Genomic DNA, 19,795 nt, shown 5'->3' with positions numbered 1-19,795 from the left:
TATCCAAAACGGCGGCCGTCTATGTAGAATTCTGGCCGACCAGATCCGTCGGCTCGAGCGTATAGGCCCGGCCGAAGCCACCATTGAGAAAGGCGGCTGTCACCTGAAACAGCAAGAATGAAAAGTCGCCAAACCCGACATAGAGCTTTGCTTTGGGTTGGTGCCGCAGGTAGTGGGTGGTGAGCGCATTGTGTTGCGCGTCGCCATGGCGAACAAAGCTTGCCGTTGCCTGTAGCGTCAGCCTTGGATGCGTCAACGGATCACCTTTTTCTTCAGGCTCTCCAATGAGCAGGCTACAAATCGGATTAGCCTTGAGTGCCTGTGTGTGCTGGCTGAGGTCTGAAACCAAAGACATCGGCAACCCATCCGGTCCGGGAACGACGGCAACACGACTGACCATTGGCGCATTGGTTTGTGTCTCAAGCACGGCCAAAGCACCAAAGCGCGCTTGATCGATCAAGGACCGTGCGAGGATGCGCGCGTCATCATCTGTTGGGCGTATCGGTGAAGTCATTGTGGAATGGTAGGCTGTGATACGGCTGTAGGCCAGTCTTAGAATGAGGCCCACACACCGACTTTCAACCCGAGACTGTCATCGCCAAAAAGCCCCCAGGAAGCGCCTGTTTCTAACTTCAGTCTGTCGCTGAGCGGAAACACATAGGAAGGCGCCAGCCGTGCAAACGGCGGGTCCGTCGCGGGATCGCCTGTTTGCAGTTGCAGAATAAGTTTATGATCGTTCGGGTATTTTCTGCCCCATGTGATGTCGACTTTGCTGTCAGATTTGCCATGCGTCATCCCGAATTCTGAAAAGGCATCAATAGAGATCCACCCATTTTCCAACCCCCAGCCCAAGGATAGGCCAGGCCGGATGACAGTGTCGCCGGCGACCTGTCCGAAGCCCAGATGGGCTGAGATTTTCGGCCCGTCCTCTGCATTTCGTACAGGCAATTTGAAGAACAAGATGGTCTTATCCTTGCCTGAGACCGAGCGACCAAGATCAAGACCAACGGTCAGCCGATGGTTCAGGCCGTATTCAAAGTAAAATGTATTGTATTGAATGGGTTCGAGTTTCTTTGGGGTGCGCAATACATCCTTCGGCCAGCTGAGGCGAACCGAAGTTGCGGTAAAGCCCGTGCCTTTCTCGCGCGGCCATGCACCCGCAGATGCAGCCAGTGTTTGCGCAACAAAAGCGCAGGCGGTCAGGCATAATACGGTGGCCCATTTTCCGAGCATGTTACCTCCTTCGAAGCCAGTTTGTTGTCAGCATGGTTAAGGCGCGGTTAAGCCCGTTTGCGCGCCGAAAAAGTCGGGGCTGGAAAGAAAAATGCTGCAGGTGCACAATGGAGGTGGATATTGAGGAAGAATCGATGGTCGGCAAAATCATTACAGTGGCTCAGCAAAAGGGCGGATCTGGAAAAACGACTGTTGCTGCTAACCTTGCTTTGGCGTTCCGCGAAGCGGGAAAAACCGTGGCGCTGGTGGATCTTGACCCGCAGGGCAGTCTTGGCCGATGGTTCATGCTGCGCGTTGAAGATGACCCGTCGCTTTGCGAAGGTCTGGATTTTTCGACCTCATCGGCTTGGGGGATTTCCTATGAATGCCGAAAACTGGCTGATGCCTCTGACTTCGTGATCATTGACACACCGCCAAAGGCAGACAGCGATCTGCGCCCGGCTCTTCGGGTTGCGGATCTTGTGGTGGTGCCTGTTGCCTCAAGCCATGTGGATCTTTGGGCGACGGAATCTGTGCTGGATCTGGCGGCCCGTGAGGAAAAGCCAGCCGCGGTTGTCTTGAACCGTGCGCGGCCGGGAACGAGGCTGGGTGGCGAAGTTCAGCAAGCGGCGTCCAAACTGGGTGCGGCTGTTTGTGAAACCAGCCTTGGCAACCGGGTTGGCTACGCCGAAGCGCTGGGCCGCGGGCGTGGCGTTATGGAACTGCCCAAGAGCCCGGCACACGAAGAAATCCGCGCGCTCAAGGCGGAACTGGTGCAACGGCTGGAAGCAGGCTAAAGCAGGCCGCAAAGGAGCCTGCAAATGACCGATACTGAAACACCGCTTGATCTGGCAGCGCTGGAAACTCTCATTCGCAGCGATTCTGCGTCAAGAGGTGAGCCGATTTCCAAGCTGGGTTATTTCTGCGCCCCGTTTCGGCCGGCGAACGGTCCTTTCTCGGATAAAGTTATCAAGGTCTACCGTGGTCTTGCCGATCCGGCGGCGTTGGATCGGTTGCATCAGTGCCATGATGATTATGTGCAGGCACTGAAAGGCGCAGCAGTGCCAATGCCGGACACTCAGTTCTTGCTGCTGTCGATGGAAGGCACCCGTATTCCTGTCATCGTGCAGCAGGCCTTGCCGGCCTCGTCCATGATGCGACCACAAATGCAAAATGGGGATCTGCCAGAAACACTGAAACTCATGGAATCGGCAGGTCAGGTCATTGCGCGCTTTTGGCACTGGGCAGAACAGGCCCCGATGCGTATCGGGTTTCACCCGTCGATCCGGAATTTTGCCGTGCTGGATGGCGAAGCAATCTTCTTTGACACCTTCCCGCCGTTGATTCACTACAGCCGCGATGAAATGGGCAAAATGCTCCTGCAGTTTTCCGAGAAACGCTTGATGCGTTGGGTTGGTCCATTTCTACAAACCAAGGTGACCGGCATTCAGGATGAATGGTATTCCCCGGCAGAGACACTGGTAGGAATGGTAGGGTCTGCCTGCCGCCTGAGACCTGAACATGCGGCGGCCTATCTGGATTGGGGGCGCGACTTTGTTGGCCGGGAGATGAAGCCATGGGCCGAAGAGGCACTGGCCGGGCTGGATCGCCCACCAAAGCTGCCCGGCTATTGGACAGGGTTCCGCAAGGTGTTGGGGTTGCAGGGCGAACCGAACGTCTGAGGCTGTCAGCCGGGTTTGCCCGCGCAGTTCTGTAGCCGGGATTTTTGCTGACCGTTGTGATCGAAGTTATCCGGCGAAAGCCATGTCTCGAACCTTGCCTTTATCGCCGGCCATTCGCTGTCCAAAATCGAAAACCACGCCGTGTCACGGTTCCGGCCCTTGTAGACGACAGCCTGGCGAAAAATGCCCTCGAATGTGAAACCAAGCCTCTGAGCGGCGGTGCGGGAAGGTGCGTTCAACGCGTCGCATTTCCATTCGTACCTGCGATAGCCGAGGTCGTCGAAGACGTGGCGCATCATCAGGTATTGCGCCTCTGTGGCAGCGGGTGTGCCTTGTATGACAGGCGAAAAATGAATGTAGCCAATCTCGATCACGCCATTGCCGGGGGCGATGCGCAGAAAGGAACAAAAGCCAACAGGTTTGCCCGCTTGCAGCACCGTGTAGAAAAGCGGGTCGTGGCTTGGCACGCGCGCATCTGTCCATTCTTGAGCGTGCTGGATGGATTCAAAGGGCACGTCCTCGCCCAGATAGGTCCAACCGGCCGGATCCGTGAAGCATTCATAGAAACCGGGGGCATGGCTGCTGTGCATGGCCACAAGTTCCACCAGACGCCCACGCAACGTCGTATGTGGCGGGGCAGGCCGCGGCAGCTCAAGTGAGACGGGCAGCCCGATAGGCTGCCCGTATTCGTTCAAACGATGATCAGACATCACCCAAAGGTGCGCGACAGTGCGCCGTCGACCGCTTCGACGATCTGGTCGATGTCATCGCGGGTCGCGATCAGCGCCGGGCTGAAGCACAGGGTGTTGTTGTAGCCGGGAACCGAACGGTTGGTCGCGCCGATGATAACACCTTGCTTCATGCAATCACCAACAACGGCCTGAACCAGCTTTTCCGCAGCTGGTGCCCGTGTATCGCGATCTGCAACAAGTTCTGCGCCGAGGAAGAGACCCTTGCCGCGGACCTGACCGATAACGGCGTGCTTATCCTGCAATTCGCCCAAACGGCCCAGCATGTAGGCGCCCATATCCGCGCAATTGTCGAGCAGGCCTTCGTCTTCGATGATGCGCATGTTCTCGATCGCTGCGGCCGGGCCTGCGGTGCAGCCACCGAAGGTTGAAATATCGCGGAAATAGTTCATCGGATCACTCGCGTCATCCTTGAACATCTCGAACACTTCTTCGGTTGTGGTCAGGCAGGCGATCGCCGCATAGCCCGAGGCAACCCCTTTGGCCATGGTCACCATGTCCGGCTCAATGCCAAACTGCTGGTAGCCAAACCATTTGCCGGTGCGCCCGACACCGCAAACCACTTCGTCGATGTGCAGCAGGATATCGTATTTGCGGCAGATTTCCTGAACCTTCTGCCAGTAGCCTGTTGGCGGTGTGATTACGCCGCCGCCGGCTGTTACGGGCTCAAGGCACAGGCCGCCAACGGTGTCCGGACCTTCGCGCAGAATCACCTGTTCGATCTGGTCTGCGGCCCATTCGCCATAGTTCTCGGTTGGAGCGCCCTGATCACCGGCACGGTACTCAAGGCAGTGCGGGACGCGCACAAAGCCCGGTGTGTATGGACCATACTGCGCGCCGCGCTCGTCCTGACCACCCGCAGACAAAGTGGCAATCGTGGTGCCGTGGTAGTCGCGGTCGCGGTAAAGGATCTTGTGCTTGGCGCCGCCATAGCGCTTGTGCGCAATCTGGCGGATCATCTTGAAGGCCTTCTCGTTGGCCTCGGACCCAGAGTTGCAGTAGTACATACGGCTCTGGTTTGGCATTTTCGCCAGCAGCTTTTCAGCAAACAGAGCGCCAGGGATGGACCCGGCAGAACCTGCAAAATAGTTCATTTTGAGGATTTGATCGTAAACCGCTTTGGCAATCGATTCGCGGCCGTAGCCTACGTTGACGGTCCAAACGCCACCGGACACGGCATCCAGATGTTCTTTGCCATTCTGGTTCCAAACACGCATGCCTTTGCCCTCAACAATGATGTTGGGGTCGTTTGTTTCAAAGGGCTTATGCTGAATCAGGTGATGCCATACGTGGGCCTTGTCGGCTTCGACCACGTGGCTGAGATCGTTCTGCGAAAGCGTGCCGTCCATGTTCTTTCCTCCGAATGTCCAGCGCAGGCTGCTGTAGACTATCACATGCGGTACTTGATTGTGCATCCGATAGGGCCAGTTGGTTGGTGCCTGTATGGCCAAAAGCGATGTTTACGTTACCTGTGATGAGTTGAATTTCAAGAATTTTACATACGTTTCAAACGGTTAATCGATCCTCACGCCACGTAGCGGGTTCGAAAAGTCCGATTTCTGAGCAATTCGATGGGCGAAAATGATTGATAAGCGCGGAAATTTCCGTTCGGATCATTTTCATGCACCGCCACAAAGGCGGGCGCGGTCCGCGGGGCGACACCCGCGATCTGCCAAACACACGGACCGACCAACGGTCTGTGCAACACGGGAGTAGAAGAATATGAACCTGAAAACACATCTCATGGGTGCTGCTGCTGGTCTGGCCGTTCTGGCTGGCGCACAGGGCGCCATGGCCGCCGGTCACGGCGAAATCACTGTCGCGTACTTCCTCGAGTGGCCAATGCCGTTCCAGTACGCCAAGCAGATGGAAATGTACGAAGAGGAAATGGGCGTAGACATCAACTGGGTCAGCTTTGACACAGGTACCGCGATGTCCGCTGCGATGGCATCCGGCGACGTTCAGATCTCGGTCAGCCAAGGTGTACCTCCCTTCGTTGTTGCGACTTCTGCCGGTCAGGACCTTCAGATCCTCGACGTTGCGGTCAGCTACTCGGAAAACGACAACTGCGTTGTTCGTGAAGACCTCGAAATCGACAAGATGTCCGCAGGCGAACTGGCTGGCAAAAAGGCGGCTGTTCCGCTTGGCACAGCGGCGCACTACGGCTTCCTGAAGCAGATGAACCACTTTGGTGTTGACGTTGGCTCGATCGAAGTTGTCGACATGGCGCCGCCGGATGGTGCTGCTGCGATTGCTCAGGGTTCCATCGACCTGTTCTGTGGCTGGGGTGGCTCGCTGCGTCGTGCAAAAGAGCACGGCAACGTTCTGCTGACTGGTGCAGAAAAAGAAGAGCTGGGCATCCTCGTCTTTGACGTGACCGTTGCACCTGCTGGCTGGGCTGCCGAGAACGCAGACATGGTTTCCAAGTTCCTGGCAATCACCGCCAAGGCAAACGCCATGTGGGCTGACGAAGCGAACCACGCAGAAATGCTGCCGGTTATCGCCAAGGATGCGGGTATGGACGAAGAAGCGACCATGTCGACCATCTCAACCTTCATCTTCCCAACTGTCGAAGAGCAGCTGAGCGAAAAGTGGCTTGGTGGCGGCGCACAGGAATTCATGAAAGGCGTTGCAGACGTCTTTGTGAACGCCGGTTCGATCGACGCGGCGCTGGACAGCTACGCTGGCAACGTCAATGTTGGTCCGCTGCAGGCAGCGTCTGACATGTAAGACCCCTGGGGCCTGCGTGTCGCGCAGGCCCCAATCGCGGGCCTCCCTAGCGGGGGCCCGTTTTCATTAGACAAGGCCGCATGACGGGGGGCACACAATGAGCGGACTATCCATAAATAACATTTCCATGCGTTTCGATTTGCCAAATGGCGGATCGGTCCAGGCGCTCAAGGACGTGTCGCTGGACCTCAAGGAAGGCGAGCTGATGAGCGTGCTTGGCCCGTCGGGCTGCGGTAAGACGACGCTTTTGAACATCCTTGCCGGGTTTCTTGCGCCGACAGAGGGCGCGATCGAACTGAACGGCCACAAGGTCACGGGCCCTGACGCAGAACGCGGCATGGTTTTCCAGCAGGGCGCTTTGTTCGAATGGATGAGCGTACGGGACAACGTGAGCTTTGGGCCGCGTATGGCGGGCAAACGCGAAGCCGATTGGGGCAGCAATGTCGACCATCTTCTGGACGTGGTCGGTTTGCAGGACTTCAAGGAAAAGGCGGTCTATGAACTGTCCGGCGGGATGCAGCAGCGTGTGGCGCTTGCCCGGTGTCTGGCCAACGATCCTGATGTTATCCTGATGGACGAACCGCTGGGTGCGCTCGACGCGCTGACGCGCGAAAAGATGCAGGGACTGGTGCTCAAGCTTTGGAAAGAAACCGGCAAGACCATCATCCTGATCACGCACTCTGTAGAAGAGGCGCTGCTTTTGGGGGAACGTTTGTTGGTCATGGCTCCGCGCCCGGGCCGCATTCATACCGAATACCGTCTGCCGTTCGCAGAAATGGGCGTTGGCGCTGATCTGCGCGAGGTCAAGAAACACCCCGATTTCAACATCAAACGTGAAGAGATCCTGGGCATGATTTGGGATATGGAAGAAGAAATCATGGGCCGGACGGAGGCAGCATCATGATCGTATTTGCCATCTATGTAGCGATCTTTGTCGCGTCATTTTTCATAGTGAAGTTCGTCGCGCGCAAGACGATCACGGACTACACCTCGCTCAAAACCGTGACATTCGGTGACGAAAGTGCGGTAACGCCCAGTCGGATTGCCTCGGTGATTTCGATCCTTACGATCTTTCTTCTTTGGGGTGCTTTCACAGGTTCCAAGATCGTTCCTGGGTTCCTGCACGCACCGGGCCCGTTCCTTGGCGATGCGCAGTTTACCTATACCGCCGAGGCGGATGGGCAGCAGGCTGATGATGCCACCGTGACCGTCCGGGTCTTCGAAGTCGGGACCGACGTTGAAGTGCCCGAGATTGAGCCGGGTGACGGATGGGCCAAGAACGACAGCGACACAGTGGGTGCCTGGCGGTCCGGCTTGATCCGCGTTGACCGAAACGATGAATTTGGACGCGATGCGGGCCACAAGATCGTTGCGATTAATGGCCAGCCGATCGAACCGGGTGCATCGGTGCAGACCGAGTTTGGCCGCGTTGGCATGTCACCCAAGGGCACACTGAACTTTGAGCCCAACAAAGGCTGGCAAATGGAGCCAATCTGGCTGCCGCCGCCAGAAGCCGTTGTGGATCGTCTGGGTGAAATCGCCAGCGAAGGCTATCGCGACAGCACGCTTTGGGAACATTTGGGCTATTCGCTTTTCCGGGTTGTTGTCGGCTTCCTGATTGGTGCGGCTGTTGGCATTCCCCTCGGCTACGCAATGGGCCTGAGCAACTGGTTCCGAGGCTGGTTTGACCCGATCGTCGAATTCATGCGCCCGGTTCCACCGTTGGCTCTGATCCCGCTGGTTATCATCTGGGCTGGCATTGGCGAGACAGGCAAGATCATCCTGCTGTTCCTTGCTGCCCTTTGGATCATGGCGATTGCTGCGCGTTCGGGCGTGTCGGGTGTCAAGATCTCCAAGGTGCATGCGGCCTACAGTCTGGGTGCAAGCAAATGGCAGATCATGCGCCACGTCATCATCCCCAACTCGCTGCCCGATATCTTTACTGGTGCGCGGGTTGCCATGGGGGTCTGTTGGGGCACCGTGGTCGCTGCTGAACTGGTTGCGGCGGAAAAGGGTGCAGGCATGATGATCATGGTTGCGTCCAAGTTCCAGCTGACTGACATCGTGATCATGGGCATCATTCTGATCGGTGTGATCGGGTTCGGTATCGACATGCTTATGCGTGCGGCTGAACGTGCGCTGGTGCCTTGGAAGGGCAAAGGCTGATAGCCTTATCTTCGCTGAAAATCAAAAAGCCCCCGGTGTTCCGGGGGCTTTTTTTATCATCTGTCGGAATCGCTTGCGCTGTGCTGCGCAAGGTTGCGGGACCGGGCCTAGCTGTCGCCCTCGGTGGCCGCATCAGCCGCTTCGGAACTCATCCCATCCAGCATCGCCATCAGCGCGGCGACCTGTCCGTCCAACCAGAGCCGGAGCGCATCTACCTGTGCAACATAGGCATCCAGTGTCGGGGCCAATGCGGGCACGGCTTCGGCAATCTGTGGTGCAAAAATGTAGATCGCGATGGCAATTGCGGCCAGCAGGACAATCAGCACGAAAGCTCTACCAAATCCGCTGCGCGGTTGCGGTTCGTCCTCCAGCTCGCGGCGTTCGGCCTGATCGACCGCGCGTGGCTGGGTTTCCGTACGCAGGGTTTGATTGATCTCTTCGACGTCGGGCAATAGCTGCCGGCGCGAACCTGCGGCGGCAGCAGCAGCCAGTGCTGCGTCTCGTCCGGACTCAATCGGTGCTTCGGCAGGACCTGCGTCGGGCGATTGTTCGCCGCGCATGATGGCCATTCTTTCGCGGGCTTCGCGTGCGCGACGGGCCTGTTCGTCCTCGTCCGGCTCTGAGAGGCCCAGATCAGGTTGGCTTTCAAAGGCGCTGGCCTCGGCGGCGCGTTGCCGGCGTTCATGCTCGCGCTCTTCGCGCAAAAGCTCTGCAACTTCCGGATCCAGTTGCCGTGCTCCGGCTTGTTCGGGCATCGGTGGCGGCGGCGGAGTTTGCGCCGCGACAGGCTGCTCAGGTTCGTATTCTTCGGGCTGGCGCGGGGCGACAGTCGGGTTTTGCACGGCGTCTTTCGCCTCGGGCATCGGGGATTGAACCTGCTGTTCTTGCCAGTCGTCCGGTTCGCTTTCGTCCGGCTGCCAAGCAGGGTCTGGAATGGGTTGGTTCAATTCCTCGGCCAGATCCTGATCGTCGTCAGGATGATTCTGAAACCAGGTATGTCCGCAGTTCGAACACTGCACATCACGACCGCCCTGCGGAATCACATCCACGGGCACTTCGTATTGCGCTGCACAATTTGGACAGATCAGCCGAATTTTGCTCACGTTCCCTGCTCCCAATGGCTCCAGAGCCTTTTTTCCACAATAGGTTGCCGAGGCAATGGGGAAAAGTCCTTTCCGACATATGCCGCTCATTGAAACCTTTGCGTTGCTCAGGCAAAACAACTGAGTGCAGGGCAGGGGCGTGGCCAGTGATCGAGCTTGAGAATGTTGCCTATAGTTATAGCGGCGAAGCGCTGCTGGAAGGGCTGTCGCTGTCTCTGGCGCCCGGATCATTCCATTTTCTCACGGGTCCTTCGGGATCGGGCAAGACCACGTTTCTGAAACTTTGTTACGGCGCGCTGCTTCCGACCGGTGGCCGGCTTTCACTGTTTGAGCAAAATCTGGCAGGCATGAACCGCGATGATGTTGCGATGATGCGCCGGCGCATCGGCGTGGTTCATCAGGATTGCCAGTTTCTGGATCATTTGCCCGTGGCTGAAAACATTGCCCTGCCGTTGACCGTTTCAGGGCAGGCGAGCCCGGATCAAGCCGGAAACCTGAATGAACTGATGACCTGGGTCGGGCTGACTGAACGCGCCGATGCGCTGCCACCAGAACTGTCGGGCGGGGAACGTCAGCGCGCCGCGCTGGCGCGCGCGCTAATCTTGTCACCGGACGTCATTCTCGCGGATGAACCTACAGGTAACGTTGACTGGGAAATGTCCCAGCGGCTTTTGCGACTGCTGATCGAGCTGAACAAGATGGGCAAGACGGTCATGATCGCAACGCATGATCTGGCGTTGATCCGGGCGGCAAAAGCGCAGGTTCAGGCCCGAGTGCTGCGCATATCGAACCGCACCTTGCAAAGCGCGGGGGCAGACTTGTGAAGCACTTGTTTGATCCCAAGATGCTGCAGCTTGTTCTGGCGCAGGACGCTGGATCGGACCGGGTTGTTCCGCCGGCGGGCTTCACTGTCAGGCTGACGCTGTTCACGGCGGCGGCCATGGCGTTTCTTGCGGTGTTTGCGCTGGCGTTGTCTTTGGCAGCCGGACGACTGGCAACCAACTGGGGCGACGAACTGGCCCGTTCTTCGACCATTCGAATTTCTGCGCCTGCCGGTCAAATGTTGGAACAGACCACAGCGGCCTTGCGGCTGTTAGAGCAGACCCCGGGTGTAGGTTCGGCGCGGGCATATACCCCCGAAGAGCAACGCGCGCTGCTTGAGCCTTGGTTCGGGCCGGATCTGCCGCTGGAAACCCTGCCGATCCCGCAATTGATCGAGGTGATCGAAGAGGGGGAAGGCTATGACAGCGACGGTCTCCGTCTGCGCCTGTCCGCAGAAGTGCCGGGCGCGGTATTGGACGAACACACGCGGTGGCGTCGCCCGCTGGTCGAAGCGGCGGGCAAACTGCGGTCTCTCGGCTGGTTGTCTATCGTGCTGATTGGCGCCGCGACTGGCGCAATGGTGACTCTTGCGGCCAATGCAGCGCTCGCGGCCAATGCACAGGTCATCGCGGTTTTGCGACTGGTCGGGGCAACCGATGGTTACATCGCGTCGGCCTTTGTGCGCCGGTTCACCCTGCGCACGCTCATGGGCGCGACGGCAGGCATGTTGCTGGGTCTATTGGCCGTGTTAATCACGCCGGGGTCCGACGAAACGGGCGCTTTCCTGACCGGTCTGCGCTTTGTGGGCTGGCATTGGATATTGCCCCTGTTCATTCCGCTGCTGGCTGCGGCAGTGGCCTATTTCTCAACAACCCATGCGGCGCGGCGCGTGTTGGAGGACCTTTCGTGATGATCCAGTGGCTTCGCTCCTTGTTCTTCAATTTCCAGATTTACGTCGTTATCGCGCTCACCGGGATCGTCATGTTCCCCTACGCGCTGGTGTCCAGGAATGGAGCGCGCAAAGCCTGCCTGTTCGTGTGCAATTGGGTTCGCTGGACGGCCCCGTGGATGGTTGGCCTGAAGACTGAGATCCGCGGCACACCCCCTAAAGGCGAGGCACTGATCGTCGCAAAGCATCAGAGTTTTCTGGATGTCTTCCTGATTTTTGGCGCTTTACCCGCCGGTAAATTCATCATGAAGCGCATCTTGATGTATTCGCCGATCGTTGGACAATACGGTATGCGCATTGGCTGTGTTCCGGTGGATCGGGGCAAACGAGGTGCCGCGATCAAGAAAATGGTGTCGGACGTTGAAAAAGGCGCCGCAGATCCCGGTCAGCTGATCATCTATGCGCAGGGCACCCGGATCGCGCCGGGGGTCAAAGCGCCATACAAGGTTGGCTCGGCTGTGTTGTACAAACAGCTTGAGCAAACGGTCTACCCGGTTGCCACCAACGTTGGGCTCTTTTGGCCCAAACGCGGAATTCTGCGCAAGCCGGGTTTGGCGGTGGTCGAGTTCCTCGATCCGATTGAGCCGGGGATGGATCAGGATGCGTTCCTTGCGCATCTGGAGGACGTCGTTGAAACGGCGTCGAACAACTTGATGCGTGAGGCGGGATTTGACCCAGATGCCCCAGTCACTGAATAAGATCGACTCGATCGATGCGCTTGAAGCGCTCTATCCCGATGTTGTGCCGTCGGCCCTTTCAAAGGTGGCCAAGCATCTGACCCCGCTCTACCGCCGATGGATCGAAGGCGCGCGGTTCTGTGTTCTTTCTACGGTTGGTCCAGATGGGGTGCACGGGAGCCCGCGCGGCGACGTTGACCCGATTGTCCGGGTTGCCGGACCGAAAACCATGCTCATGCCGGATTGGCGGGGCAATAACCGGCTGGATTGTTTGCGCGACATTGTTTCGGATGGACGAGCCGCGATGATCTTCATGGTGCCCGGAACCAACACGACTGTACGGGTGAACGGCCACGCCACGCTGACCGATGATGCTGATCTACGCGCAAGCTTTGAAAAGAAGGGCCGCCAGCCTGCCACGGTGATCGTGTTTGAGGTGACCGAGGTCTATACGCAATGCGCCAAGGCCTTGATGCGGTCGGCTTTGTGGTCTGGCGAGGACCAGTCTCAGGGCTTGCCCACAGTCGGGCAGATATTGGCTGATATGACCAACGGCGAAGTTGGTGGTGCGGAATACGACGCGACCTACGCCGAAAAGGCCCAGCCACGCATGTGGTGAGCTTGGCGGGTGGCTCTGTTTGGCCTGCGGCCAAAAGCGCCCACCCGCCAACCCTTGTGACGGTCAGGCTTTGGGCAGCCGAGGCATTCGATAGGCTGCTCCGGCATCGTCACGAGCCAAGCCCGTCCTGACGGTACCGATCAAAACCGGACAGTTCATATCGCCCTCAGCTATGAATTGCGCCGTCGCCGCAGGCCAGAGCCGCCTCGCGCACAGCTTCGGAGAAGGTGGGGTGGGCATGGCAGGTCAGTGCGATGTCCTCGGCTGATGCGCCAAATTCCATTCCGACACAGATCTCATGGATCAGGTCACCGGCCGCCGGTCCGATGATGTGTGCGCCAAGAATGCGGTCGGTTTCCTTGTCTGCGAGCAGTTTGACGAAACCGTCACCGGCAAAGACGGCCTTGGCCCGGCCATTGCCCATAAAGCTGAATTTACCGACCTTGTAGGCGCGGCCTTCTGCCTTGAGCTCTTCTTCGGTTGCACCAACGCTGGCGACCTCGGGGTGGGTGTAGATCACGCTGGGGATGACGCCGTAGTTCACGTGGCCATGTTTGCCTGCAATCACCTCGGCTGCGGCCATGCCTTCGTCTTCGGCCTTGTGGGCCAGCATGGGCCCGTCAATGCAGTCACCGATGGCGTAGATGCCCTTGACGTTGGTTTGCCAATGCGCGTCGGTTTTGATCTGGCCGCGGTCGGACATTTCCACGCCGAGCGCTTCGAGGCCCAGACCATCGGTGTAGGGTTTGCGGCCGGTTGAGACGAGCACCACATCGGCATCAACCGTGTGTTCGCTGTCGTCCTTGCGCAATTTGTAGGTGACCTTGGCCTTGGTCTTGGTGGTTTCAACGCCCTGCACAGCGGCACCCAGGGTAAAGGACAGGCCCTGCTTCTTCAGCAGTCTGAGGAAGCTTTTGGACACTTCCTTGTCCATGGTTGGCGTGATGGTGTCGAGGAATTCGACAACCTGCACTTCGGTCCCGAGCCGTGCATAGACGGACCCAAGCTCGAGCCCGATCACACCTGCGCCAATCACAACCATCTTCTTGGGCACTTTGCCTAGTTCCAGCGCGCCGGTCGATGAGACCACGATCTTTTCATCGATTGAAACGTTGGGGATGGAGGTCGGCTCGGAGCCGGAGGCAACGATGATGTTCTTGGCTTCGTGAATGTCGTCCCCAACCTTGACCTTGCCAGCCTCTGGTATGGAGCCCCAACCCTTGAGCCAGTCGATTTTGTTCTTTTTGAACAAAAACTCGATGCCCTTGGTGTTTTGCCCGATCACGTCATCCTTGTAGGCGAGCATCTGTGGCCAGTCGACCGATGGGCTTTTGCCCTTGAGGCCCATCTTGGCGAAGTTGTGCTCGGCTTCGTGCAGCTGATGGCTGGCGTGCAGCAGTGCTTTGGACGGGATGCAGCCGATGTTCAGGCAGGTGCCGCCGAGCGTTTCGCGGCCTTCGACGCAGGCGGTCTTCAGGCCGAGCTGGGCACAGCGGATGGCAGCCACATAGCCGCCGGGGCCAGAGCCGATGACGATGACATCATATTGGGACATTGGGGTCTCCTGTCTTTAGATCAGCGATGCACAGGGCATGGGTTTTCCGTGCAAACGGGATGAGAAATTCGGGCCGGGGGCAGGGGGCGCTGCCCCCGCGGCGCTGGCGCGCCTTCCCCCGGGATATTTGAGGCACAAAGAAGAGCCGGGTCGGATTGGAGTGCGGGGATGGTCATATCAGCGCCGCGATCAGCATGACGGTGGTTGCGCCAAAGCCAAGGAACCAGATGACAGAGCGCCATGGGCTGAGACCGAAGAGATAGGCCGGAACGTAAAGGACGCGTGCAATCAGGTAGAGCGCGGCGCAAGCCGAGGTCAGTTCGGTGGTCTGGTCCGAGTAGGTCAGGATCATGACCGCGATGCCGAATAGGATCAGCCCTTCGAAGTGATTGTTCAATGCGCGCTGGGCCCGGCCGGCATAGCCGGTGAGTTCGATTTTGGCGTCCCGCGGGCCCAGTGCCTTGCGGACCCCGACCTGACGGTTGCCCAGAAACGAGTAGAGGCAGAACTGCGCCACCTGAAGCAGCGCGGCGAGGGTGAGGGCGGTGAGTTCGGGGGTCATGTTTGCCTGCGGCCTCTGCGGCTGAGCAATAGAAACAAAACGCCCGGGATGCCGAATGTCAAAATGTAGGCGATCCAATTCCAATTAGAGAGCACCCAATCCCCAACCAGTCTGTTGGTCGCTTCATAGCCATAGACCTGCCTTGCTGCCATCCATGCAAGAAAGAGGAAAAAAGGAAAGTTTGCCCTTAACTTGAACCATCTTGATCTTGGTCGCCCCAACCAGTGACCGACTAGAACGAAGCCGACAATTAACGGCACAAGCCAAGTTGATAACATAGCGAAGCCATAAAAGCCGCTTTTGTGGATCGGTGCATCCAATGCAAACAGGCCGACACCCGCAACGCATGACCATACTACACATCCGAAGATGAGCAGGTTGCCTCTATGGGTTTGAGAAGGCGCCGACCGTTCCATCTCTGAGCTTACAAATCCATCAGCAACCGGCGTGGGTCCTCGAGCGCCTCTTTCACACGGACGAGGAAGGTCACAGCGCCTTTGCCGTCGACGATGCGGTGGTCGTAGCTGAGCGCGAGGTACATCATCGGGCGGATCTTGATTTCGCCGTTGATCACCATCGGGCGGTCCTGGATCTTGTGCATGCCGAGGATGCCGGACTGAGGCGGGTTCAGGATCGGCGAGGACATGAGCGAGCCGTAGACGCCGCCGTTGGAGATCGTGAAGGTCCCCCCCTGCATTTCAGCCATGGAGAGCTTGCCGTCGCGGGCGCGTTTGCCCTTTTCTGCGATGGCCTTTTCGATCTCAGCGAAGGACATGGAATCCGCGTCCCGGATCACCGGCACAACAAGGCCCTGCGGGGTGCCGGCCGCGACGCCCATGTGTACGAAGTTCTTGTAGACGATGTCGGTGCCGTCGATTTCGGCGTTCACTTCGGGCACTTCTTTCAGGGCGTGGCAGCAGGCCTTGGTGAAGAACGACATAAAGCCAAGGCGCGCACCATGCTTTTTCTCGAACTGGTCTTTGTACTCTTTGCGCAGCGCCATGACCTCGGTCATGTCCACCTCGTTGTAGGTGGTCAGGATGGCGGCTGTATTTTGTGCGTCCTTGAGGCGACGGGCGATGGTCTGGCGCAGGCGGGTCATCTTGACCCGTTCTTCGCGGGCGGCGTCATCGGCTGGCACGGGCGCGCGGGGGGCGGCTGTGGGTGCCGGCGTTGCGGCCGGTGCGGCGGCCGCCGCCGCAGCTGCGCGGGCAACGTCGGCTTTGGTTGCACGGCCATCGCGGCCTGTGCCCTGAACCTGATCACGGCTGACGCCTGTTTCGGCCATGGCCTTTTCGGCAGCAGGGCCATCCTTCACGTCTTTGGCGGCGCTGGCGCTGACAGCGGCTGGTGCGGCCTGAGGCGCTGCTGCCGCGGGTTGGGCCGGGGCACTGCCACCCGAGATCACCGCCAGTTTGCCACCCGCCTGAACCGTATCGCCTTCGCCCGCGATGATATTGGCAAGAGTGCCAGCGGATGGCGCCGGGACCTCGACGGAAACCTTGTCGGTTTCCAGCTCGCAGAGCATTTCGTCCTGGGCAACTGCGTCGCCGACTTTCTTGAACCATGTAGAAACGGTGGCTTCGCTGACTGACTCGCCCAGTGTGGGGACCATCACATCGACGGAATCGCCGCCTGCTGCGGGGGCTGCGGCACTGGAGCCAGCTGCGGCGGCCGCGGCTTTGGGGGCCTCGGCAGAGCCTGCCGCGCCTTCGGTGATATTGGCGAGCAGCGCATCCACGCCGACGGTTTCGCCTTCTCCGGCCACGATATCGGCCAGAGTGCCGGCCACGGGTGAGGGAACCTCGACCGTGACCTTGTCGGTTTCCAGCTCGCAGAGCATTTCGTCCACTGCGACGCTATCGCCGGGCTTTTTGAACCATGTTGCCACGGTGGCCTCGGTCACGGATTCGCCCAGGGTGGGGACGCGTACTTCGGTCATTGTCTTATTTCCCTTCGATCGTCAGCGCTTCGTCTACGAGCGCGGCTTGTTGTGCTTTGTGTGCAGAGGCGAGGCCCGTCGCGGGCGAAGCCGATGTGGCGCGTCCCACATAGCGTGGGCGGGCATTCTTGGCCTTGATGCGGCCAAGGACCCATTCAATGTTGGGTTCGATAAAGCTCCAGGCGCCCTGGTTCTTGGGCTCTTCCTGGCACCAGATCATCTCTGCGTTTTTAAACCGCTCGAGTTCCTTGACGGCCGAAATGGCCGGGAACGGATAGAACTGTTCGAACCGCAGCAGGTAGATGTCGTCGATGCCGCGCTTGTCGCGTTCTTCGAGAAGATCGTAGTAGACCTTGCCCGAACACATGACGACGCGTTTGATCTTGTCATCGCTAACCAGCTTGGTGTCGGAATGGCCCTTTTGGGCATCATCCCAAAGCACGCGGTGGAAGCTGGACCCGGTGGTGAAATCATCGGCGTCCGAGATGCACAGCTTGTGTCGCAGCAGCGATTTGGGCGTCATCAGCATCAGCGGTTTACGGAAGCTGCGATGCAACTGGCGGCGCAGGATGTGGAAGTAGTTCGCCGGGGTCGAACAGTTCGCCACGATCCAGTTGTCCTGACCGCAAAGCTGCAAGAAGCGTTCGAGGCGTGCGGACGAGTGCTCGGGGCCCTGACCCTCGAAGCCGTGCGGCATGAGACAGACAAGGCCAGACATGCGCAGCCATTTGGATTCGCCAGAGCTGATGAACTGGTCGAACATGATCTGCGCACCGTTGGCGAAATCTCCAAACTGCGCTTCCCAAAGAGTGAGCGCGTTGGGTTCGGCCATCGAATAACCGTACTCGAAGCCCAGAACCGCGTATTCAGACAGGGCGCTGTCGATCACTTCGTAGCGGGCCTGCCCTTCACGGATATGGTTCAGAGGGTAGTAGCGTTCTTCGGTTTCCTGATTGATCAGGCCGGAATGCCGTTGGCTGAATGTTCCGCGGGTGCTGTCCTGACCCGCGAGACGAACCGGGTACCCTTCGGTCATGAGCGAGCCAAAGGCCATGGCTTCGGCGGTGGCCCAGTCAAAGCCTTCACCGGTTTCAAACATCTTGCCACGGGTTTCCAGAAGCCGCGCAACCGTCTTGTGCAGCGGGAAGCCATCGGGCGCCCGGGTCAGGGCGTTACCGACCTGCTGCATGGTCTCGGGTTTGATTGCGGTCTCACCGCGCTGGTATTTTTCGGCATTTTGCTTGTCGAGATGCGACCAGCGTCCATCAAGCCAGTCGGCCTTGTTCGGCTTGTAGCTTTTGCCAGCCTCGAACTCTTCGTTCAGGTAAGACTGGAACGCGGCCTTCATGTCCTCGATTTCGCCTTCTGGGATCAGGCCATCTTTGACGAGTCGTTCCGTATAGAGCGAAAGGGTGGTCTTGTGGCTCTTGATCTTCTTGTACATCACCGGGTTAGTGAACATGGGCTCGTCGCCCTCGTTGTGACCAAAGCGGCGGTAGCAGAAGATATCCAGAACCACGTCCTTGCCAAACTTCTGGCGGAACTCGGTTGCGACCTTGGCGGCATGCACCACGGCCTCTGGATCGTCGCCGTTCACGTGGAAAATCGGCGCTTCAACCACCAGAGCGTTATCCGTTGGGTACGGCGACGAACGCGAGAAGTGCGGCGCGGTGGTAAAGCCGATCTGGTTGTTCACGACGATGTGGATCGTGCCGCCGGTCTTGTGACCGCGCAGCCCCGACAGCGCGAAGCATTCAGCCACAACACCCTGACCTGCAAAGGCAGCATCGCCGTGCAGAAGGATCGGCAGAACCTTGGTGCGGGCGTCGTCGTTTTTCTGGTCCTGCTTGGCCCGGACCTTACCCAGAACCACAGGGTTCACCGCCTCGAGGTGTGAGGGGTTGGCCGTCAGTGACAGGTGCACGGAGTTGCCATCGAATTCACGATCCGAGGACGCCCCAAGATGATATTTCACGTCGCCGGAACCGTCGACATCTTCGGGCTTGAAGCTGCCGCCCTGGAACTCGTTGAAGATCGCCTTGTAGGGTTTGCCCATAACGTTCGCCAGAACGGACAGACGACCCCTGTGGGGCATGCCGAAGACGATCTCTTCGAGACCGAGCGCGCCGCCGCGTTTGATGATCTGTTCCATTGCCGGGATCAGCGACTCGCCACCATCAAGGCCGAAACGTTTTGTGCCCATGTATTTGACGTGCAGGAATTTCTCAAAGCCTTCGGCTTCTACCATCTTGTTCAGGATGGCTTTTCGACCTTCGCGGGTGAACTGGATTTCCTTGCCAAACCCTTCGATCCGTTCCTTGAGCCATGCAGACTGTTCCGGATCAGAGATGTGCATGTACTGCAGCGCAAAGGTGCCGCAGTAGGTGCGTTTGACGATCTCGATGATCTGGCGCATCGACGCGATTTGAAGGCCCAGAACATTGTCGATAAAGATCGGGCGATCCATGTCAGCTTCGGTAAAGCCGTAAGACTTGGGGTCGAGCTCCGGATGGTTGGAGTTGTCGCGCATACCCAATGGATCGAGGTCGGCGGCCAGATGGCCCCGGATCCGGTAGGCCCGGATGATCATGAGCGCGCGAATGCTGTCCAAAACGGCGCGTTGGATCGCCTCATTGGAAACCTCGATGCCCTTTTCGGCGGCTTTCTCGGCGATCTTTTTGCCTGCGCCCTTGGCTTCGGCGGGCACCATCGGCATGGGCCACTCGCCGGTCAACGCGCCGGTCAGGTCATCTTCAGGGGCCGGAGGCCAATCACTTCGCGCCCAGGATGGGCCGGTGGCCTCTTTCTTGACGTCCAGTTCAGCGTCGCCCAACTCGCGAAAGAAGGCCTGCCAAGCCTCATCGACCGCATTGGGGTCGGCCGCATAGCGCGCGTACATCTGTTCGAGGTACTCGGCGTTGTGCCCCTGCATAAAGCTGGAGGCATGGAACTGGTCGTTTGAAGATTGATCGGTCATTGGGCTACCTCGTTACGGTTGGGACCGTTTTTTCTGGGACCGGGTTGGAA

At 58.7% G+C, this 19,795-nt stretch carries 18 protein-coding genes; 9 read left to right on the top strand and 9 right to left on the bottom strand.

Features of this window, described 5'->3' with window-relative positions; all coding sequences use genetic code 11:
• Positions 1-19 precede the first annotated feature (19 nt).
• Entirely contained in the window at positions 20-514 is a 495-nt protein-coding gene (locus PFY00_RS17290; RefSeq protein WP_271433843.1) for a HugZ family pyridoxamine 5'-phosphate oxidase, read from the bottom strand.
• Positions 515-552: 38 nt separating this feature from the next.
• On the bottom strand, positions 553-1,233 hold the full coding sequence (locus PFY00_RS17285; protein ID WP_271433842.1) for a hypothetical protein: 681 nt from the start codon (positions 1,231-1,233) through the stop codon (positions 553-555).
• Positions 1,234-1,367: 134 nt separating this feature from the next.
• On the opposite strand from PFY00_RS17285, the gene parA reads away from it, so the two are divergent.
• The gene (parA, locus tag PFY00_RS17280; RefSeq protein ID WP_271433886.1) at positions 1,368-2,009 is read left to right on the top strand and encodes a ParA family partition ATPase; all 642 of its coding nucleotides are present in this window, start codon (positions 1,368-1,370) and stop codon (positions 2,007-2,009) included.
• 24 nt (positions 2,010-2,033) lie between these two features.
• Positions 2,034-2,894 (top strand): DUF6206 family protein, encoded by an 861-nt coding sequence (locus PFY00_RS17275; protein WP_271433841.1) that lies wholly within the window; start codon positions 2,034-2,036, stop codon positions 2,892-2,894.
• A gap of 5 nt (positions 2,895-2,899) precedes the next feature.
• Here the strand turns inward: PFY00_RS17275 and PFY00_RS17270 are convergent, their stop codons facing one another.
• Together PFY00_RS17270 and PFY00_RS17265 are read right to left on the bottom strand one after the other, a co-directional pair.
• The gene (locus PFY00_RS17270) at positions 2,900-3,604 is read right to left on the bottom strand and encodes a GNAT family N-acetyltransferase (RefSeq protein ID WP_271433840.1); all 705 of its coding nucleotides are present in this window, start codon (positions 3,602-3,604) and stop codon (positions 2,900-2,902) included.
• Positions 3,604-4,992 (bottom strand): aminotransferase family protein, encoded by a 1,389-nt coding sequence (locus tag PFY00_RS17265; protein ID WP_271433885.1) that lies wholly within the window; start codon positions 4,990-4,992, stop codon positions 3,604-3,606. The genes PFY00_RS17270 and PFY00_RS17265 overlap by 1 nt, the downstream gene beginning before the upstream one ends.
• Positions 4,993-5,365: 373 nt before the next feature.
• On the opposite strand from PFY00_RS17265, the gene PFY00_RS17260 reads away from it, so the two are divergent.
• From PFY00_RS17260 to PFY00_RS17250, 3 genes are all read left to right on the top strand, one after another.
• Positions 5,366-6,373 (top strand): taurine ABC transporter substrate-binding protein, encoded by a 1,008-nt coding sequence (locus tag PFY00_RS17260; RefSeq protein WP_271433839.1) that lies wholly within the window; start codon positions 5,366-5,368, stop codon positions 6,371-6,373.
• Between the two features lie 97 nt (positions 6,374-6,470).
• The gene (locus PFY00_RS17255) at positions 6,471-7,277 is read left to right on the top strand and encodes a taurine ABC transporter ATP-binding protein (RefSeq protein ID WP_271433838.1); all 807 of its coding nucleotides are present in this window, start codon (positions 6,471-6,473) and stop codon (positions 7,275-7,277) included.
• Positions 7,274-8,539 carry an ABC transporter permease gene (locus PFY00_RS17250; protein WP_271433837.1) on the top strand — a complete coding sequence of 422 codons (1,266 nt, stop codon included), beginning with the start codon at positions 7,274-7,276 and terminating at the stop codon, positions 8,537-8,539. The genes PFY00_RS17255 and PFY00_RS17250 overlap by 4 nt, the downstream gene beginning before the upstream one ends.
• A 107-nt stretch (positions 8,540-8,646) precedes the next feature.
• On the opposite strand, the gene PFY00_RS17245 is transcribed toward PFY00_RS17250, so the two are convergent.
• Complete coding sequence (locus tag PFY00_RS17245) at positions 8,647-9,642, bottom strand: zinc-ribbon domain-containing protein (RefSeq protein ID WP_271433836.1); 996 nt, start codon at positions 9,640-9,642, stop codon at positions 8,647-8,649.
• A 146-nt stretch (positions 9,643-9,788) separates the two neighbouring features.
• Here PFY00_RS17245 and PFY00_RS17240 point away from each other — a divergent pair, with 146 nt between their 5' ends.
• Genes PFY00_RS17240 through PFY00_RS17225 form a run of 4 tightly spaced genes read left to right on the top strand, consistent with a single transcriptional unit; the run spans position 9,789 to position 12,709 of the window.
• Positions 9,789-10,466: a cell division ATP-binding protein FtsE gene (locus PFY00_RS17240; RefSeq protein WP_271433835.1), complete on the top strand. Its 678-nt coding sequence runs from the start codon at positions 9,789-9,791 to the stop codon at positions 10,464-10,466.
• Between the two features lie 20 nt (positions 10,467-10,486).
• Positions 10,487-11,374 (top strand): cell division protein FtsX, encoded by an 888-nt coding sequence (locus PFY00_RS17235; RefSeq protein WP_271433884.1) that lies wholly within the window; start codon positions 10,487-10,489, stop codon positions 11,372-11,374.
• The gene (locus PFY00_RS17230; protein ID WP_271433834.1) at positions 11,374-12,111 is read left to right on the top strand and encodes a lysophospholipid acyltransferase family protein; all 738 of its coding nucleotides are present in this window, start codon (positions 11,374-11,376) and stop codon (positions 12,109-12,111) included. The genes PFY00_RS17235 and PFY00_RS17230 overlap by 1 nt, the downstream gene beginning before the upstream one ends.
• Entirely contained in the window at positions 12,092-12,709 is a 618-nt protein-coding gene (locus PFY00_RS17225; protein WP_271433833.1) for a pyridoxamine 5'-phosphate oxidase family protein, read from the top strand. Before PFY00_RS17230 ends, PFY00_RS17225 begins: the two co-directional genes overlap by 20 nt.
• Positions 12,710-12,875: 166 nt before the next feature.
• Here the strand turns inward: PFY00_RS17225 and lpdA are convergent, their stop codons facing one another.
• The 4 genes from lpdA to PFY00_RS17205 form a co-directional block, all read right to left on the bottom strand.
• Positions 12,876-14,264 (bottom strand): dihydrolipoyl dehydrogenase, encoded by a 1,389-nt coding sequence (gene lpdA / locus PFY00_RS17220; RefSeq protein ID WP_271433832.1) that lies wholly within the window; start codon positions 14,262-14,264, stop codon positions 12,876-12,878.
• 172 nt (positions 14,265-14,436) lie between these two features.
• Complete coding sequence (locus PFY00_RS17215; RefSeq protein ID WP_271433831.1) at positions 14,437-14,826, bottom strand: MAPEG family protein; 390 nt, start codon at positions 14,824-14,826, stop codon at positions 14,437-14,439.
• 424 nt (positions 14,827-15,250) lie between these two features.
• Complete coding sequence (gene odhB, locus PFY00_RS17210; protein ID WP_271433830.1) at positions 15,251-16,768, bottom strand: 2-oxoglutarate dehydrogenase complex dihydrolipoyllysine-residue succinyltransferase; 1,518 nt, start codon at positions 16,766-16,768, stop codon at positions 15,251-15,253.
• 4 nt (positions 16,769-16,772) lie between these two features.
• Positions 16,773-19,745 (bottom strand): 2-oxoglutarate dehydrogenase E1 component, encoded by a 2,973-nt coding sequence (locus PFY00_RS17205; RefSeq protein ID WP_271433829.1) that lies wholly within the window; start codon positions 19,743-19,745, stop codon positions 16,773-16,775.
• Positions 19,746-19,795: the final 50 nt, after the last annotated feature.

The organism is Thalassococcus lentus (genome assembly GCF_028023555.1).
Classification (GTDB): Bacteria; Pseudomonadota; Alphaproteobacteria; order Rhodobacterales; family Rhodobacteraceae; genus Thalassococcus_A; species Thalassococcus_A lentus.
This window is presented reverse-complemented; position numbering and strand designations above follow the sequence as displayed.

What these genes read in the sequence shown, in the direction of transcription:
- PFY00_RS17285 (WP_271433842.1), bottom strand. Translation starts at nt 1,233, where the DNA reads ATGCTCGGAAAATGGGCCACCGTATTATGCCTGACCGCCTGCGCTTTT.
- PFY00_RS17215 (WP_271433831.1), bottom strand. Translation starts at nt 14,826, where the DNA reads ATGACCCCCGAACTCACCGCCCTCACCCTCGCCGCGCTGCTTCAGGTG.
- PFY00_RS17275 (WP_271433841.1), top strand. Translation starts at nt 2,034, where the DNA reads ATGACCGATACTGAAACACCGCTTGATCTGGCAGCGCTGGAAACTCTC.
- PFY00_RS17225 (WP_271433833.1), top strand. Translation starts at nt 12,092, where the DNA reads ATGCCCCAGTCACTGAATAAGATCGACTCGATCGATGCGCTTGAAGCG.
- PFY00_RS17250 (WP_271433837.1), top strand. Translation starts at nt 7,274, where the DNA reads ATGATCGTATTTGCCATCTATGTAGCGATCTTTGTCGCGTCATTTTTC.
- parA (WP_271433886.1), top strand. Translation starts at nt 1,368, where the DNA reads ATGGTCGGCAAAATCATTACAGTGGCTCAGCAAAAGGGCGGATCTGGA.
- PFY00_RS17290 (WP_271433843.1), bottom strand. Translation starts at nt 514, where the DNA reads ATGACTTCACCGATACGCCCAACAGATGATGACGCGCGCATCCTCGCA.
- PFY00_RS17270 (WP_271433840.1), bottom strand. Translation starts at nt 3,604, where the DNA reads ATGTCTGATCATCGTTTGAACGAATACGGGCAGCCTATCGGGCTGCCC.
- PFY00_RS17230 (WP_271433834.1), top strand. Translation starts at nt 11,374, where the DNA reads ATGATCCAGTGGCTTCGCTCCTTGTTCTTCAATTTCCAGATTTACGTC.
- PFY00_RS17235 (WP_271433884.1), top strand. Translation starts at nt 10,487, where the DNA reads ATGCTGCAGCTTGTTCTGGCGCAGGACGCTGGATCGGACCGGGTTGTT.
- odhB (WP_271433830.1), bottom strand. Translation starts at nt 16,768, where the DNA reads ATGACCGAAGTACGCGTCCCCACCCTGGGCGAATCCGTGACCGAGGCC.
- PFY00_RS17255 (WP_271433838.1), top strand. Translation starts at nt 6,471, where the DNA reads ATGAGCGGACTATCCATAAATAACATTTCCATGCGTTTCGATTTGCCA.
- PFY00_RS17265 (WP_271433885.1), bottom strand. Translation starts at nt 4,992, where the DNA reads ATGGACGGCACGCTTTCGCAGAACGATCTCAGCCACGTGGTCGAAGCC.
- lpdA (WP_271433832.1), bottom strand. Translation starts at nt 14,264, where the DNA reads ATGTCCCAATATGATGTCATCGTCATCGGCTCTGGCCCCGGCGGCTAT.
- PFY00_RS17205 (WP_271433829.1), bottom strand. Translation starts at nt 19,745, where the DNA reads ATGACCGATCAATCTTCAAACGACCAGTTCCATGCCTCCAGCTTTATG.
- PFY00_RS17260 (WP_271433839.1), top strand. Translation starts at nt 5,366, where the DNA reads ATGAACCTGAAAACACATCTCATGGGTGCTGCTGCTGGTCTGGCCGTT.